Source organism: Pseudomonas sp. NyZ201, from assembly GCF_049860765.1.
Taxonomy (GTDB): Bacteria; Pseudomonadota; Gammaproteobacteria; order Pseudomonadales; family Pseudomonadaceae; genus Aquipseudomonas; species Aquipseudomonas bharatica.
In genome coordinates this window covers 804,944-821,005 of sequence record NZ_CP187557.1, presented here as the reverse complement: position 1 = coordinate 821,005, position 16,062 = coordinate 804,944, and the positions used below count along the sequence as shown (strand labels likewise).

At 65.6% G+C, this 16,062-nt stretch carries 14 protein-coding genes; 9 read left to right on the top strand and 5 right to left on the bottom strand.

Annotation, left to right across the window (positions count from 1 at the left end; translation table 11 throughout):
* The first annotated feature begins 6 nt into the window (after positions 1 to 6).
* The 5 genes from ACPFMA_RS03740 to ACPFMA_RS03720 all read left to right on the top strand — a co-directional run bounded on the left by ACPFMA_RS03740 (position 7) and on the right by ACPFMA_RS03720 (position 6,249).
* On the top strand, positions 7 to 306 hold the full coding sequence (locus ACPFMA_RS03740) for a sarcosine oxidase subunit delta (RefSeq protein ID WP_009394921.1): 300 nt from the start codon (positions 7 to 9) through the stop codon (positions 304 to 306).
* Positions 303 to 3,200: an FAD-dependent oxidoreductase gene (locus tag ACPFMA_RS03735; protein ID WP_425929708.1), complete on the top strand. Its 2,898-nt coding sequence runs from the start codon at positions 303 to 305 to the stop codon at positions 3,198 to 3,200. Before ACPFMA_RS03740 ends, ACPFMA_RS03735 begins: the two co-directional genes overlap by 4 nt.
* A 3-nt stretch (positions 3,201 to 3,203) precedes the next feature.
* Entirely contained in the window at positions 3,204 to 3,773 is a 570-nt protein-coding gene (locus ACPFMA_RS03730) for a sarcosine oxidase subunit gamma (protein ID WP_420058290.1), read from the top strand.
* Positions 3,774 to 3,872: 99 nt separating this feature from the next.
* Positions 3,873 to 4,643, top strand: a complete 771-nt coding sequence (locus ACPFMA_RS03725; RefSeq protein ID WP_064302031.1) for an IclR family transcriptional regulator — start codon at positions 3,873 to 3,875, stop codon at positions 4,641 to 4,643.
* A gap of 253 nt (positions 4,644 to 4,896) precedes the next feature.
* Positions 4,897 to 6,249, top strand: coding sequence for an APC family permease (locus tag ACPFMA_RS03720; protein WP_425929707.1), 1,353 nt, complete (start codon positions 4,897 to 4,899; stop codon positions 6,247 to 6,249).
* A gap of 3 nt (positions 6,250 to 6,252) precedes the next feature.
* On the opposite strand, the gene hrpB is transcribed toward ACPFMA_RS03720, so the two are convergent.
* Positions 6,253 to 8,772 (bottom strand): ATP-dependent helicase HrpB, encoded by a 2,520-nt coding sequence (gene hrpB / locus ACPFMA_RS03715; RefSeq protein ID WP_425929706.1) that lies wholly within the window; start codon positions 8,770 to 8,772, stop codon positions 6,253 to 6,255.
* Positions 8,773 to 8,891: 119 nt separating this feature from the next.
* Here hrpB and ACPFMA_RS03710 point away from each other — a divergent pair, with 119 nt between their 5' ends.
* A complete protein-coding gene (locus ACPFMA_RS03710; RefSeq protein ID WP_425929705.1) occupies positions 8,892 to 9,311 on the top strand; it encodes a polyribonucleotide nucleotidyltransferase in 420 nt (139 codons plus the stop codon).
* A 1-nt stretch (position 9,312) separates the two neighbouring features.
* Positions 9,313 to 10,185, top strand: a complete 873-nt coding sequence (locus ACPFMA_RS03705; protein ID WP_064302034.1) for a cation diffusion facilitator family transporter — start codon at positions 9,313 to 9,315, stop codon at positions 10,183 to 10,185.
* A 137-nt stretch (positions 10,186 to 10,322) separates the two neighbouring features.
* Here ACPFMA_RS03705 and ACPFMA_RS03700 read toward each other — a convergent pair whose 3' ends face one another.
* Positions 10,323 to 11,108, bottom strand: a complete 786-nt coding sequence (locus ACPFMA_RS03700) for a DUF6515 family protein (RefSeq protein WP_064302035.1) — start codon at positions 11,106 to 11,108, stop codon at positions 10,323 to 10,325.
* Positions 11,109 to 11,504: 396 nt separating this feature from the next.
* Here ACPFMA_RS03700 and ACPFMA_RS03695 point away from each other — a divergent pair, with 396 nt between their 5' ends.
* Together ACPFMA_RS03695 and ACPFMA_RS03690 are read left to right on the top strand one after the other, a co-directional pair.
* Positions 11,505 to 11,981: an Lrp/AsnC family transcriptional regulator gene (locus ACPFMA_RS03695; RefSeq protein ID WP_009394930.1), complete on the top strand. Its 477-nt coding sequence runs from the start codon at positions 11,505 to 11,507 to the stop codon at positions 11,979 to 11,981.
* A 38-nt stretch (positions 11,982 to 12,019) separates the two neighbouring features.
* A complete protein-coding gene (locus tag ACPFMA_RS03690; protein WP_009394931.1) occupies positions 12,020 to 12,226 on the top strand; it encodes a DUF2788 domain-containing protein in 207 nt (68 codons plus the stop codon).
* On the opposite strand, the gene ACPFMA_RS03685 is transcribed toward ACPFMA_RS03690, so the two are convergent.
* The 3 genes from ACPFMA_RS03685 to ACPFMA_RS03675 form a co-directional block, all read right to left on the bottom strand.
* Positions 12,201 to 12,845, bottom strand: coding sequence for an rRNA large subunit pseudouridine synthase E (locus tag ACPFMA_RS03685; RefSeq protein WP_425929704.1), 645 nt, complete (start codon positions 12,843 to 12,845; stop codon positions 12,201 to 12,203). The genes ACPFMA_RS03690 and ACPFMA_RS03685 overlap by 26 nt on opposite strands.
* Positions 12,846 to 12,851: 6 nt before the next feature.
* Positions 12,852 to 14,324: an AMP nucleosidase gene (gene amn, locus ACPFMA_RS03680; RefSeq protein ID WP_425929703.1), complete on the bottom strand. Its 1,473-nt coding sequence runs from the start codon at positions 14,322 to 14,324 to the stop codon at positions 12,852 to 12,854.
* A gap of 66 nt (positions 14,325 to 14,390) precedes the next feature.
* The gene (locus ACPFMA_RS03675; RefSeq protein ID WP_425929702.1) at positions 14,391 to 16,043 is read right to left on the bottom strand and encodes an acyl-CoA dehydrogenase family protein; all 1,653 of its coding nucleotides are present in this window, start codon (positions 16,041 to 16,043) and stop codon (positions 14,391 to 14,393) included.
* Positions 16,044 to 16,062 lie beyond the last annotated feature (19 nt).

Sequence of the window (16,062 nt, the reverse complement as noted above, 5' to 3'; positions counted from 1 at the left end):
AATCCCATGAAGATCATGAATTGCCCGCTCAACGGGCCAAGAAACATCAGCGAGTTCACCTACGGCGGCGAATTCAAGGTGATGCCCGACCCGGCCACCTGCAGCGACGCCGAGTGGGCCGACTACGTGTTCAACAGCGACAACGAGGCCGGGGTGGTGCGCGAGTGGTGGATGCACAACGCCTCCAGCTACTGGTTCCTCGCCGAGCGCCACACGGTCACCGACCAGATCATTCGCACCTTCGACGCGAAGGAAGTGTTCAACCAGCGGGTCGAGTTCAAGGCCCATGAGGAGGGCGTCGCATGAGCCGCCTGGCCGCCCCGATGGGCCTGCTGATCGACCGCGATCAGCCCCTGCGTTTCAGTTTCGACGGCACCGACTACCAGGGTTTCGCCGGCGACAGCATCGCCAGTGCGTTGCTTGCCAATGGCCGCTGGCTGCTGTCGCGTTCGTTCAAGTACCACCGCCCGCGCGGCCCGCTGACCATGGCCGGGCAGGATGCCAACACCCTGGTGCAACTGCCGGACGAACCCAATGTGCTGGCCGATGCCCAAGGCCTGGCGGCCGGGATGACCGTCACCGGACAGAACTTCAACGGCTCGCTGGACAGCGACCGCGACGCGTACCTCGGCAAGTTCTCGCGCTTCATGCCGGTGGGCTTCTACTACCGCTCGTTCTTCAAGCCCAAGGGCATGTGGAAGATCTGGGAACCGCTGATCCGCAAGAAGGCGGGGCTCGGCGTGCTGGACTTGAACTTCAAGCCGCAGTACTACGACAAGGCCTATCTCTTCGTTGACGTGGCCGTGGTCGGCGCGGGCCCGGCGGGCCTCAGCGCTGCGCTCACCGCGGCCAACGCCGGCGCCCGGGTACTGCTGATCGAACAGCAGCCGGTGCTCGGCGGCTCGCTGACCTACGCCCGCTTCGACGCCGAAGGCCGGCGCGCCGACGCCCTGCGCCACGAACTGCTCGCCGCCGTGCAAGGCCACGCCAATATCCAGGTGCTGACCCAGGCCACCTGCAATGCCTGGTTCACCGACAACTACCTGCCGGTGATCCAGGGCAAGCGCATGTACAAGGTACGGGCGAAGCAATGCATCGTCGCCGCAGGCTCCTTCGACCAGCCGGTGGTGTTCCGCAACAACGACCTGCCGGGTGTGATGCTCGCCAGTGCGGCGCAGCGCCTGATGAAGCTGTATGCCGTCAAGCCGGGCAAATGCGCCGTGGTGCTGACGGGCAACGATGACGGTTACCTCGCGGCGCTCGATCTGGCCGACCAGGGTGTACAGGTAGCAGCCCTGGTGGACATGCGGGCGCAGCCAGCCGATGTGGCATTGAAAGTGGCACTGGAGAAACGCGGGATTGCGCTGCACCTGGGCAGCACGGTGTACGAGGCGCTGCACGAGAAAGGCATGCGCCATGTCAGTGGCGTGGAGATCCGCCGCATCACGGCCCAAGGCCAGGTGGCCGGGCAAGGCCTGACGCTCGCCTGCGACCTGCTGTGCATGTCGGCAGGCTACATGCCGGTGTACCAGTTGTTGTGCCAGGCCGGCGGCAAGCTGGCGTACGACGAGCATCGCGCCGAATTCGCCATCACCGGCCTGCCGGATGGCCTCAGCGTCGCCGGCTCGGTGAACGGCCGGCACCAACTGGACAACGTGCTGCTCGATGGCAGCCGGGTCGCGGCTGCCGCCGTGCAGGCACTGGGGCTGGAACCGGGCGTGGGCAGCGCCGAGTTCACCGGCGAGGCGCGGGTCAACTTCGAATGGCCGATCTTCGCTCACCCCAAAGGCAAGGATTTCGTCGACTTCGACGAGGACCTGCAAGTGCGCGATATCGTCAACGCCACGCGCCATGGCTATCGCGACGTGCAGCTGGTCAAGCGCTTCTCCACGGTGGGCATGGGCCCCTCGCAAGGCCGTCACTCGGCGCTGCCGACGGCACGCCTGGTGGCCCAGGCGACCCAGCGCAGCATCAGCGAGACCGGCGTGACCACGGCGCGTCCGCCGTTCGAAGCGGAGAAGCTGGCCCATGTGGCCGGTCGCGCCTTCGATCCGTATCGCCATACGGCCATGCACAGCCGCCATGTGGCCGCCGGTGCCAAGCTGATGCCTGCCGGTATCTGGCAGCGTCCCGCCTACTACGGCAAGGCGGATGAGCGCGAACGCTGCATGCAGGAAGAAGTCCGGCATGTACGGGAGAAGGTCGGCCTGATCGACGTCTCGACCCTGGGCGGCCTGGACGTGCGCGGCCCGGATGCCGCCGAACTGCTGGAGCGCATGTACACCATGCCGTTCACCAAGCAACCGGTCGGCCGGACCCGCTACGGGCTGATGACCAACGAGCATGGCGTGGTGATCGACGATGGTGTGGTTGCACGCCTGTCCGAGCGGCATTTCTACGTGACCGCCACCACCAGCGGCGTCGACCGCATCTACCAGCAGATGCTCAAGTGGAATGCGCAATGGCGCCTGGACGTGGACATCGCCAACGTCACCGCGGCGCTGGCAGCGGTGAACGTGGCCGGGCCGCTGTCGCGCAAGGTGATGGAAAAGATCTGCAGCGATGTGGACCTCTCGGCCGAAGGCTTCCCTTACCTCGGCGTGCGTACCGGCAGCGTTTCGGGAATTCCGGCACGCTTGATGCGGGTCGGCTTCGTCGGTGAACTGGGCTATGAAATCCACGTGCCGGCCCGACATGGCGGCAAGCTCTGGGATGTGCTGATGGAGGCCGGCGCCGAGTTCGGGATCCGTCCGTTCGGCGTGGAAAGCCAGCGCTTGCTGCGCCTGGAGAAGGGACACGTGATCATCAGCCAGGACACCGACGGCATGACCCATCCCGGCGAAATCGACATGCAGTGGGCGATCGGGCGCAAGAAGCCGTTCTTCGTCGGCAAGCGCTCCATCGAGATCCTCGAGCGCCAGCCGCTCAAGCGCAAGCTGGTGGGCTTCACCTTGCCCAAGGGCAGCTCGCAACCGCTCGAGGGGCACCTGGTGCTCAAGGGCGCGGATATCAGCGGCAACGTCACCTCCTGCGAATACTCCAGCACGCTGGGGCAAATCATCGGGCTGGCCTATGCCGGGGCCGACCAGGCCGAGCCGGGGATGCGCATTCCGATCCGTGTGGAAGGTGGCGAAATCGTCCAGGCCACCGTGGTGAAACTGCCGTTCTTCGATCCCGACAACCAGCGCCAGGAGCTCTGAGCCATGACCAGTCTCAATCCTATCGAGCGCTGTGCGCTCATCGACCTGACCGACCTGCCACGGGTGGGTTTCCGTGGCCTGGATGCCGCGCAATGGCTGGCGGCACGCGGCTATTCCTTGCCGGAGGCGCCCAACCGGGCGGTGCTGTGCGGGGATGGAACCCTGGTGGCGCGGCTGTCGCAGACCGAATATTTCCTGCTGGGCAGCCTGGCGGACCGAGGGCAACGGCTTGCCTCGGAAGAAGCGGGCTGGGTGCTGGGCGAGGAACGCAACTACCTGCTGCCACGGCAGGACAGCCATGCCTGGTTGCAGTTGTCCGGAAAGCATGTGGCCGAGGTGATGGCGAAGATCTGCGGCGTGGACCTGCGTGCCGAGGCGTTCCCGGTGGGGAGCGTGGCGCAGACCTCGGTGGCGCGCTTGAATGTCATCGTGATCAACGCCGGAAGTGCGGAATTGGCGAAGTTCCATCTGCTCTGCGACCGGGCTTCGCTGGAGTATTTCCAGGGTGCGGTGCTGGATGCCATGGGGGAGTTTGGTGGGGTGCCGGTGGCTTTGGAGAACTTGCTCAACTGATGTGTTGTTGCTGATGACCTCATCGCTGGCAAGCCAGCTCCCACAGGGTGGGGGCTTGCCAGCGATGAAGCCCGCCCAGTCGCCAAAGGACCCGAATCCATGACCGCCATCGAACCCCTGGACTACCGAGTCCCCGCCCTGCAGCGCGGCCTGACCATCCTCGGCATGTTCAACGCCCGCCAGCGCAGCCTGAGCATGCAGGACATGGCCGAACGCCTTGCAATCAGCCCTTCCGCCGTCTACCGCATCGTGCAGACGCTGGTGGACATGGGCTACCTGCGCAAGGCAGGGCGCAGCGATTTCGAGCTGGGCAGCCGGGTCATCTCCGACGGCTTCGCCTACCTCGCCAGCCGCGATATCGTCGAGGTGGCGATGCCCTATCTCAATGACCTGCGCGACCGCACCTCGCTGTCGTGTCACCTGAGCATTCGCGAGCAAACCGACAGCCTCTACGTTTATCGCGCCTTTGCACCGCAGCGGCTGACCGTCAATATCCCCATCGGCACGCGCCTGCCTTGTCACGGCACAGCCTTGGGCCGGGTGTTGCTGACCGGGCTGACCGAGGGCGCGCTGAGCCAGCTGTACCAGCATGTGCGACTGGATGATTACCCGCCCCCGGCACCACGCACCCTGCCGGAGTTGCAGCAACTGATTGCCGAGGACCGGGCCCGGGGATGGGTGCTGCATCGGTCGGATTACTCGACGGCCATCGCTGCCGGGGTTCGCGATCATAGCGGCGCGATCACCGCAGCGATCAACCTGTCGGGGCCGGATGCGGTGATGGACACGGCGGTGGCGCAGGAGGCATTTCTGCAGGCGCTGCTGGCGGCGAGCCGGGAGATTTCGGCGGCCTTGGGTTATCGGGACTGAGGAGGGGGTCCGATATCCGCCGCAAAACCCTGTGGGAGCTGCGGTTCGGCGCTCCGACTTGCCAGCGATGAGACCCGAAAGAGCACCGTCACTCCTATTGGCATACCAGCAACCACTCTTTGCGCCACTGCAATGTTCTTTCCCCCCTCACCCCGCTAGCCTAGGCCGCAAACACGGACCCACCGGCAGGTATCGCCACCTCACCCATTCGCGATTCGCGCGTGCAGCCCTATAAAAAATACAAGGGACACTCATGACCAAGCAGCATCACACCTCCACGGCCGGTGGCGACGATCAACTTCGCCGCGTGCTCGGCCTTCCGGCGCTGGTTTTCTTCGGGCTCGTCTACATGGTCCCGCTGACCATCTTCACCACCTACGGCATCGTTACCGAGACCACCGGCGGCCGCACCGCCGCAGCCTACCTGGTGACACTCGCGGCGATGCTGTTCACCGCGGCGTCCTACGGGATCATGGTCAAGCGCTACCCGGTGGCCGGCTCGGCCTATTCCTATACCAACATCGCCTTCGGCGCGAATGTCGGCTTCCTCGCCGGCTGGTCGCTGCTGCTGGATTACCTGTTCATCCCGATGATCAATTACCTGTTGATCGGGCTGTTCCTGAACATCGCCTTCCCCGCCGTGCCGGCCTGGGTGTTCGTGCTGGTTTCGATCGGCCTGGTGACGGTGCTCAACGTGATCGGCATCCGCTCGGTCGCCAAGGCCAGCAACCTGATCGTCGGGGCCCAGGTGATCTTCATCGCGGTGTTCATCGCGCTGTCGTGCAAGTCGCTGGGCGGTGCTGCGGTGGACTGGCTGGCGCCGCTCGCCGGCGATGGCAGCCAGCCGGGCTTCGATCCGTTGATGGCCGGCGCTGCCGTCCTGTGCCTGTCGTTCCTGGGGTTCGACGCAGTGTCCACCCTGGCCGAGGAAACCCGCGACGCTCGCCGTGATGTGCCACGGGCGATCATGCTGACCACCCTGGTCGCCGGCGCCCTGTTCACCCTGCTCGCCTACCTCAGCCAACTGGCGATCCCCGGTAGCCACTTCAACAATACCGACACCGCGGCCAGCGAGGTAATGCTGCAGATCGGCGGCCAGTTCCTCGCCAACTTCTTCACCGCCGCCTTCGTCGCCGGCAGCCTCGGTTCGGCGCTGGCCTCGCAGGCAGCGGTATCGCGGATCATCTACAGCATGGGCCGCGACAGGCTGCTGCCCGAACGCCTGTTCGGCACCCTGTCGCCGCGCTTCGGTACCCCGGTCAACGCCACGCTGCTGGTGTCGGTGGTCTCGCTGGTAGCGCTGGTGATCAGCCTGGAAACCTTGGCCTCGCTGATCAGCTTCGGCGCCCTGGTGGCGTTCTCGGCGGTGAACATGGCGGTGCTGCGCACCCATCTGCTGGCCAAGGGGCAAGCAAAGAACCTGCTGCTCCATGGCCTGGTGCCGCTGGTCGGCCTGGCCCTGACGCTGTGGCTGTGGACCAGCCTGTCGAGCCTGACCCTGACCATCGGCCTGGCCTGGTTCGGCGTCGGCATCGCCTACCTGCTGGTCCTGACCGGTGGCTTGCGCCGCACGGTGAAGGTTGCCGATTTTTCAGAAGCTGGCTGACCCTCAGGTCCCGCGCGGCTTGGCCCGCGCGGTGGCCTCGGCCACCAGAGGATCATCCGGCCAGTAATGCTTCGGATAGCGTCCCTTGAGGTCTTTCTTTACCTCGGCGTAGGTACTGCGCCAGAAGTTCGCCAGGTCCTGGGTCACTTGCACCGGCCGCCGTGCCGGGGACAGCAGGTGCAACAGGACCTTCTGCCGCCCCTGAGCGATACGCGGGGTGTCCGCCAGCCCGAACAGTTCCTGCATGCGCACTGCCAGCACCGGCGGGTGCTCGCTGTAATCGACGCGGATATTCGAACCCGACGGCACGCCGATATGCACCGGCGCCCATTCGTCCAGGCGCTGCGGCAGCGGCCAGGGCAGTTGGTTGCGCAGGATGGAGGAGAGGTCGAGGTTGGCGAAGTGGCTGAGGCGGGTGACCTTGCCCAGATAGGGCTGCAGCCAGTCCGGCAGGGTCGCCAGCAACGCGTCGTCGCTCAGGTCGGGCCATTCGCTGTCGCCGCCGTTGGCGAGATCGAGCTGTCGCAACAAGGCGACCCGTGCCTGCCACTGGCGTAGTTCCGGCGTCCACGGCAACAGCGCCAGGCCTTTGCGCCGGACCAGATCGAGCAAGGCGCGGGCACGTGCATCGTCATCCAGCCCGGTCAGCGGTTCACGACCGAGAACCAGCTCGCCGACCTTGCGCTGGCGCTCGGCCCGCAGGACGTTTTCCTTTTCATCCCACTCCAGTTGTTCCACCACGCTGACCTGCTCGGCCAGCACGTTTTCGAACAGACCGGGATCGAGTTCAGCGGCGAGGTAGATCCGCTCCTCGCGTTGCCCCTGGCGACTGCCCAGGTCGGCGACCACCAGCCATGGTTCCTTCATCAGCGCATCGACCTCGCTGAATTGCGCGGCGCGCCCATTGGCCAGGCGGTACTCGGCGCCGCCGGCGCGCCGCTGCTGGGCAACTCGGTCGGGATAGGCCAGCGCCAGCAAGGCACCGAGCCAGCGCGGATGCTCCGGGTCGGCCACCGCCGCGCCGGGCTTGTCGCGCAGGAAACCACGATATTGCCGCGCCAGTTGCCGGGCCCGCTGCACCCCGCTCTGGCTGCCGCGATCGGCTCGGGTCTCGCCACTGAGCAGGCTCAGGCGGCTGTGCAGATCAGCGCCGGCGCCGCGCAGGATGTCGCGCTCGCCGAGCAAGGCGGCGACATCGCAGGCCATGGCGGTCAGGCCAAGGTCCTGGGCACGCAGCAACAGGTGGGCGATACGGGGATGAGCCGGCAGTTCGGCCATGGCCTGGCCGTGGGCGGTCAGACGCCCTTCGCTCAACGCGCCCAGTCGACGCAGCAGATCCTGGGCCTGGCTGTAGGCCGCAGCCGGCGGCGTGTCCAGCCAGCTCAACTGCTCGGGCGTCACGCCCCAGCGACTCAGTTGCAGGGCCAACCCGGACAGATCGGCCTGGATGATCTCGGCGCTGCCATAGGCGGAGAGCTGTTCATGCTGGGCCTCGGACCATAGCCGGTAGCACACGCCCGGCTCCAGGCGCCCCGCCCGCCCTGCGCGCTGGGTGGCACTGGCGCGGGAAATGCGCTGGGTGTCGAGACGTGTCATGCCGCTGCCCGGGTCGAAACGCGGCACCCGCGCCAGTCCGGCGTCGATCACCACGCGCACGCCGTCGATGGTCAGGCTGGTCTCGGCGATATTGGTCGCCAGCACCACCTTGCGCTTGCCCGCCGGCGCCGGTTCGATGGCAGCGCGCTGGGCGGACAGCTCCAGCTCGCCATGCAACGGGCAAAGAAGGATATCCGGACGCTCGTCCAAGGCCTCCTGCAGCGATTGATGGACCCGGCGAATCTCCGCTTGCCCGGGCAGGAACACCAGCAGGCTGCCGCTCTGTTCATCCAGTGCCTGCAACACCGTGTCGGTGACCCGCGGCTCGATACGTTCGCCTGGCTGGAACGGCCGACCCCAGTGCATCTGCACCGGGAACATGCGGCCCTCGCTGCTGATCACCGGGGCATCGTCGAGCAGCGCGGACAGGCGCTCGCCTTCGAGCGTGGCGGACATCAACAGGATCTTCAGCGGCGGCTCGTCTCGCAGCAATTCGCGGCCGTTCAGGCTCAGGGCCAGGGCCAGGTCGGCGTCCAGGCTGCGCTCGTGGAATTCATCGAAGATCAGCAGGCCAACGCCTTCCAGCGCCGGATCATCCTGCAGGCGACGGGTGAGGATACCTTCGGTGACCACTTCGATGCGGGTGCGCGGGCCGACCTTGCTGTCCAGGCGGATGCGGTAGCCCACGGTTTCCCCGACCTTTTCCCCCAGCTCGCTGGCCAGGCGCTCGGCGGCGGCGCGGGCGGCAAGGCGGCGGGGTTCGAGCATGAGGATGGTCTGCCCGGCCAGCCACGGCTCGTTCAGCAGCGCCAGCGGCACGCGGGTGGTCTTGCCGGCGCCGGGCGGCGCTTCGAGCACGGCTTCGTGGCGTTCGGCCAGGGCTTCGCGCAACGATGGCAGTACGGCATCAATCGGTAAGGAAATCATGGTAGCCCTCAAACAGAGGGGCGAGTATAACGGCGAACCCGGCCTGCCCTATCATGGTCTTATCCACTGGCACCGGCCTTTTGCCGGTATCGTTGCGGCTATCCTTGCGGAGACTTTCAATGCGTATTCCTTCCCGTGTCACTGGTGGCATCCTGGTCGCGACCCTGCTGACCCAGCTCACGGCTTGCGGCACCCTGTTCTACCCCGATCGCCGCGGCCAGATCGAAGGCAAGGTCGATCCGGTGATCGTCGCCCTCGATGCCGTCGGCATCCTGTTCTACGTCATTCCCGGCCTGATCGCCTTCGGTGTCGACTTCGCCACCGGCGCCATCTACCTGCCTGGCGGCAGCACCGCGCAGTTGTCGCCGGAAAAACTCGACGAAGCCATCGGCGCCGACGGCAAGGTGGACAACGCCCGCCTGCAGGTCATCCTCGAAAGCGAACTGGGCCAGCGCCTGCCGCTGAACGACCCGCGCCTGATCCAGCACAAGGGCAGCCTAGAACAACTGGCCATGTACGGCCTGGTTCCTGCTGCCTGACATGACCGACCACGCCAGCGAACACGCCCGCCTGCTGCGCCTCGCCACACGCGCCTCGCTGGCGGTGGCGTGCATCCTGATCGTCAGCAAGGCCGTCGCCTGGTGGCTGAGCGGCTCGGTCAGCCTGCTGGCGGGGTTGACCGACTCGCTGCTCGATGGCGCGGCGTCATTGCTCAATCTGCTGGCGGTACGCTATGCCCTGCGTCCGGCGGATGAGGATCATCGCTATGGGCATGGCAAGGCCGAGTCGCTGGCGGGCATGGCGCAGGCGCTGTTCATCGGTGTCAGTGCGGTATTGATCGCGTTCCAGGCCTTCGAGCGCTTGCAGGACCCGCAGCCGCTGGGCAACACCGGGCTCGGCGTGGCGGTGATGCTGCTGTCGCTGGTACTGACAGTGGCACTGCTGGCAGTGCAAGGGCGAGTGATACGGGCAACCGGTTCAACGGCAGTACGCGCCGACTCCCTGCATTACCGTTCGGACCTGCTGCTCAATGGCAGCATCCTGGTGGCGCTGCTGCTGGCTGCGTATGGCTGGCCGCAACTGGATGCGTTCTTCGGGCTGGGAATTGCGGTCTACATCTTCTGGAGCGCTCTGACCATCGCCCGGGAGAGCTTTGCCACCTTGATGGACGAAGAGCTGCCGGCGCAGGTCAGCGAGCGGATGCTGGCGCTGGTCTGCGCGGTGCCCGGGGTGGTCGGGGCGCATGACCTGCGTACGCGGGTGTCGGGGAATCGCTGGTTCGTGCAGGTCCATCTGGAGTTGCCGGGGGAACTGCCGCTGACACGCGCGCATGCGTTGTGCGAAGAGGCTTCGGCGGCGATCAGCCGGGAGTATCCGCGGGCTGAAGTGCTGGTGCATGCAGATCCGGTTTGAGGGTGTTCCTTCGGGCCTCATCGCCGGCAACGCCGGCTCCCACAGGGTTTCTGATCGATCACAAAACCCAGGTCAGACACTAAACCTGTGGGAGCTGGCGTTGCCAGCGATGAGGCCCTGAAGAGCACAGCAAGTCTTCAGTTGACGCTGTACCCGCGCCCCGCCATGCACGCCCCCATGGCCCGGCGATAGGTGTCGGCCACCTGCGCCGGCGGCGCCTGGTTGGCGTAGGCCGGGTCGAAGCCGCTTTGCTCGACCGCCCAGCGATGGCATTGGTAGCGGTCCTGCTCCACCTGCTGCGGCGGCTGTCCCTGCATCGGATAGGCGATCACGTCATACCCCGCGCCTTGCTGCACCGGTACCGGCTGCTGCACCTGCGGCGGATTGACCACCACGTATTCACGACTGTCCTGCAGATACTGGTACCAAGTGTCCGCTACCAGGAAGAACAGTGCCCCGCCAACCCACATCTCCCGCGCATAGTCCGGCAGGTAGGTCACCCGCACGCCATAAGGCGGCGTCACCACCACATAACCCGCGCCATGCGGCCGGTACCAATAACCACCCGAGTAGAAATAATCCTGCCCGCGATAAGGCACCTTCCAGTAGCGGTCCGGGAAACGGTCGATGCTGTGCCCCGGCCGATACTGCGGCCCTGGCCCCCAGCCGTTGCCATGCCCGCTCGGGCGCCCGGCCCAGTTCGGCTGTTCGCCACGCGGGCCGTTTTGCCAGTGCGGGTTGCCGTCGTTGCGCCGGGGAATGTCCTGGTAGTAGCCCTGGCGCGGTGGCTGGGTCTGCCAGGCTTCGCCCGGCTTGGATTGCAGAGGCGACTCGCCACGCCGGTCATGCTCGCCCTCGGCCATTACGTTCAGGCTCAGGCACAGCAGGCCGACAGCAGCCAGCGGCCAGATACGCGATGTCATGCTTTGTTCTCTACCGGTGGTAATGATCGTGCGGCCACTCTAGCAGGGGCGATCCGGCTCGGCAGGTGAAATCTTGCCCATAAAAAAGGGCGACCCATGGGTCGCCCTTCGAGAAACTTGTCCTGGCTCGACGCTCGTGACGCCGGCTCACCTCACACCTGTCTTGTGGACCGTGTGTAGCCCGGGGGCCAAGCACAACCCTGTGGGATTGCTGGCCGCGACCCTCCTGATTGGGGAGGTCGCCGTGGACATATGTCCGGGCAGTGATTCTGGAAACAATATTAGGAAAACCGGGCCGGCAGAGGATTGCGAAGATTGCGGATATAAACACCACTTGCGCAATTTTTTGCCAAATATTAATAATTGTCAGCAATCCGTACAGAAAAGGCCCTTCCCATGAGCAAGCTGGACCGCTACGACCTGAGCATCCTTGCCGAATTGCAGCGTGATGCGCGCATCTCCAACCAGGAACTCGCCGAGCGCATCGGGCTATCGCCGTCGCCCTGCTCGCGGCGGGTCAAGCAGCTGGAGGACGACGGCTTCATTTCCCGCCAGGTCGCCCTGCTCGATCGCAAGAAACTCGGCCTGAGCCTGACCGCCTACGTGCTGATCGGCATGGACCGGCACACGCCCGAGCGCTTCGAAACCTTCGAGGCGGCGATCCGCAACCTGCCCCAGGTGCTGGAGTGCAGCCTGGTCACCGGAATGGACGCCGACTACCAGCTCAAGGTGGTGGTGCCGGACATGGATCATTACCAGAAACTGCTGCTCGGCCACCTGACCCGTATCGAGGGTGTCACAAGCGTGCGCTCGAGTTTTGTCCTGAATCAGGTTTTGGCCTCGACCGAGCTGCCACTGACCCACCTGCGATAGGCGTATAATCCGGCGCCTCACGCTGCCGGAGAGAATCGATGGATCCTGTGTTGTTCGAAGAGTGGATGATGACCATCCTCGTCACCGTCCTGATTGGTTTCATGGGCTTCATCGTCTATGACCTGGCGAAGAAGTCCAAGGCCGGCAAGTTCGGCACCTTCATCCTGTTTTTCGTGCTCGGCCTGGGCATCCTCGCCTTCATCATCAAAAGCGTGGTGATCACCTGGATCGAGTTGCACCAGTAACCGGCACGTCCTTCCACTGGCCCGGCTCCAGGCCGTCCAGTGTCCAGTCGCCGATCCTCACCCGCACCAGGCGCAGGGTTGGCAAGCCAACCGCCGCGGTCATGCGCCGCACCTGACGGTTGCGGCCTTCCTTGATGACCAGTTCCAGCCAGCTGGTCGGCACGCTCTTGCGAAAACGCACCGGCGGATTGCGCGGCCACAGCTGCGGCTCGTCCAGTGGGCGGGCCTGGGCCGGGAGGGTCGGGCCATCGTTCAGCTCGACGCCGTCGCGCAGGCGCTGGATCTGCTCTTCGCTCGGCTCGCCTTCCACCTGTACCCAATAGGTCTTGGGCAGCTTGTGCTTCGGATCGGCGATACGCGCCTGCAACTGGCCGTCGTTGGTCAGCAGCAACAAGCCTTCGCTGTCACGATCAAGGCGTCCGGCGGGATAGACGCCGGGCACCGCAATGAAATCCTTGAGGGTCACCCGCCCCTCGCCGTCGCTGAACTGGGTCAGCACGTCGAAGGGCTTGTTGAACAGGATCAACCGCGGCTCGGCCGGCGGCGCCTTGGGCGGGCGTCGCGGACCGGCGGGCTTGGCCGCGGGGCGGCGCGGCGGGTTGCGGGGGGGTAGCGGCATGAAACCTCAGCGGAACGGCGGCTCGTCGAAACTGCGCAGTTTACGCGAGTGCAACGAGTTGAGTTCGGTGCGCAGCAGGTCGAGGGCGGCGATGCCGATCTTCAGGTGCTGGCTGACCGCACGGTTGTAGAAGGCATTGGCCGCCCCCGGCAACTTGATCTCGCTGTGCAGCGGCTTGTCCGAAACGCATAGCAGCGTGCCGTACGGCACCCGCAGGCGATAGCCCTGGGCGGCGATGGTGCCGCTTTCCATGTCCACCGCCACGGCGCGGGACAGGTTGATCAGCGGTCGTTCCTCGGCCCAGCGCAGTTCCCAGTTGCGGTCGTCGTAGGTGAGCACGGTGCCGGTACGCAGGCGTTTCTTCAATTCGTCGCCCCGCTCGCCGGTAACCTGTGCCGCTGCTTCCTGCAACGCCAGTTGCACTTCGGCCAGGGCCGGGATCGGGATATTCGGCGGTACCACGCGGTCGAGGATGCCGTCGCGGCGCATGTAGGCGTGGGCCAGCACGTAGTCGCCGATGGTCTGCGACTGCCGCAGGCCGCCGCAGTGGCCGATCATCAGCCAGCAATGCGGACGCAGTACCGCCAGGTGATCGGTGATGTTCTTGGCGTTGGACGGGCCGACACCGATATTGACCAGGGTGATGCCGTCGCCGTCGGCGGCGATCAGGTGATAGGCCGGCATCTGGTAGCGGTGCCAGACCACCCCGGCCACCAGCGCCTGGGCCTCGCCGTTGTCCATGGACTTCTCGATGATCACGTTGCCCGGCAGGACCATGCGCACGAAGCGCGGATCATCACGCAGTTGCTCGAGGCCATGGCTGATGAACTGGTCGACATAGCGGTGATAGTTGGTCAGCAGGATCCACGGCTGCACATGGCGCCAGTCGCTGCCGGTGTAATGCACGATGCGGCGCAGGGAGAAGTCCACCCGCGCAGCGTCGAACAGCGCCAGCGGCAGGGTTTCGGCGCTGCCCCAGTCGTACAGGCCATCGGCGATACCGTCGGTGGCAGCGGACAGGTCGGTGCTCGGGAAGACCCGCGCCAGCGCGGCTGCGGTAATACCGGAGCCGGCCAGCTCGTCGCCCTGCTCGACCACATACGGATAAGGAATGTTCTGCTCGCTGACGCCCACTTCGACCTTGACGGTGAAGTCCTTCATCAACGGGCGCAACTGCTCCAGCAGATAACTGCGGAAAGCCGCCGGGTGGGTCACGGTGACGCTGTAGGTGCCCGGCAGCTGGACCTTGGCGTAGGCCCGCGTGGTCGCGGGTACCTCGCCATGGTAGTGATAGGTCAGGCGCAGTTCGGGATAGCGAAACAGCGAACGCGCCTCGGCGTTCGGCTCGGTGCGGTCCTTCAGGTAGCGCTTGAGCGCCTGGCTCAAGGCGTCGGTGGCGGTCTGGTGCAGGGTCGCCAGACGATCGACGGCTTGCTCGGCGGTTTCTACGACAACGAAGGCTTCATCAAAACGGCTCACGGGTTACTTCCTGTCTGACATGCAGGCTTCCATCTTGCCTACATCCTGTTGCAAAGGCACGCACGTTCACAGCGGCCAGTTCGGCGTCGAGCGCTGCACCAGCGCAGCAACGTCGATCCCCCGTGGCAAGGTGCCGTAGACCCGCCCGCCCTCGCCCAGGCGGCTGGCGATAAAGGCGTCGCTGACCGTGGCGTTGCCGGCTTCCAGCAACAACTTCGCCTGCAGGCCGACGGCGATGTCCTCGGTCAGTTGACGGGCGCGGTACTGGATATCGCTGGTGTCGCCGAAAGCGGCCTTGAGGTTGGCGATGTGCGTGGCCAGGCGGCGGTCACCGTGGCCGTCGCCCAGCTCGATGAACAGGCTGTCGAGCACGCCCGGCTCCTTGGACAGGGCACGCAGCACATCGAGGCATTGCACGTTGCCGGAGCCCTCCCAGGTGGAGTTGACCGGCGCTTCGCGGTAGAGCCGCGGCAGGATGCTGTCTTCGACATAACCCGCGCCGCCCATGCATTCGGCGGCTTCGTTGATCATCGCCGGGGCGCGCTTGCAGATCCAGTATTTGCCCACCGCCGTCACCAGGCGCGAGAAATGCGCCTGCTGCGGGTCGTCGAGATGATCCAGCGCTTGGCCCATGCGCAGGCTCAGGGCCAGCGCGGCCTCGCTTTCCAGGGCCAGGTCGGCGATGACGTTCTGCATCAGCGGCTGCTCCGCCAGCAGCCGGCCACCAACCTGGCGATGGGCACAGTGGTGCGCCGCCTGGGTCAGGGCCTGGCGCATCAACGCACTGGAGCCGACCATGCAGTCGAAGCGGGTCATGGCGACCATCTCGATGATGGTCGGCACGCCGCGTCCTTCTTCGCCGATCATCCAGGCCAGGGCACCGCGGAATTCCACTTCGCTGGAGGCATTGGACCAGTTGCCGAGCTTGTTCTTCAGGCGCTGGATATAGAACTGGTTGCGCTCGTCGTCCGGGCGATGGCGCGGCAGGAGGAAGCAGCTCAGGCCCTTGTCGGTCTGGGCCAGGGTGAGGAAGGCATCGCACATCGGCGCCGAACAGAACCACTTGTGGCCGACCAGTTCATAGGCCTGGCCCGGACCGGGAGCACCCACCGCATACGCCCTGGTGGTGTTGGCGCGCACATCCGTGCCGCCCTGCTTCTCGGTCATGGCCATGCCGATGGTCACCCCGGCCTTGTGCCGGTCGCCGAGATTGCGCGGGTCGTATTCGCGGGAGAGCACCTTGGGCAGCCAGTATTCGGCCAGTTGCGGCTGCAGCTTCAAGGCGGGCACGGCGGCGAAGGTCATGGTCAGCGGGCAACCGCTGCCGGCTTCGGCCTGGCTGTGCAGGTAGGTCATGCAGGCCCGCGCGACATGGGCACCGTCCCGAGGCTCGGCCCAGGGCAGCGACGGCAGCCCATGCTCGATGGCCGTGCGCATCAGTTGGTGATAGGCGGGATGGAATTCCACCAGGTCGATGCGATGGCCGAAACGGTCGTGGCTGGCGAACTGCGGCTTGTTCTGGTTGGCAAGAAAGCCGGCCTCCATCAGCGGCCCACCGGCCAGGGCCCCGTAGGCATCGATCCGCGACTCGGCCCAACCGGCTCCGTACCTGCGCCCCCACTCCTGCAACGGCAGGTCCAGGCGGTAAAGATTGGCGCCATCGAGGGATGGCGGCTGGTTGGTGACTTCGTGGGTTTCAGCGTACTGATGCAGGTTCATCGGGGGCTCCTGATAGGAC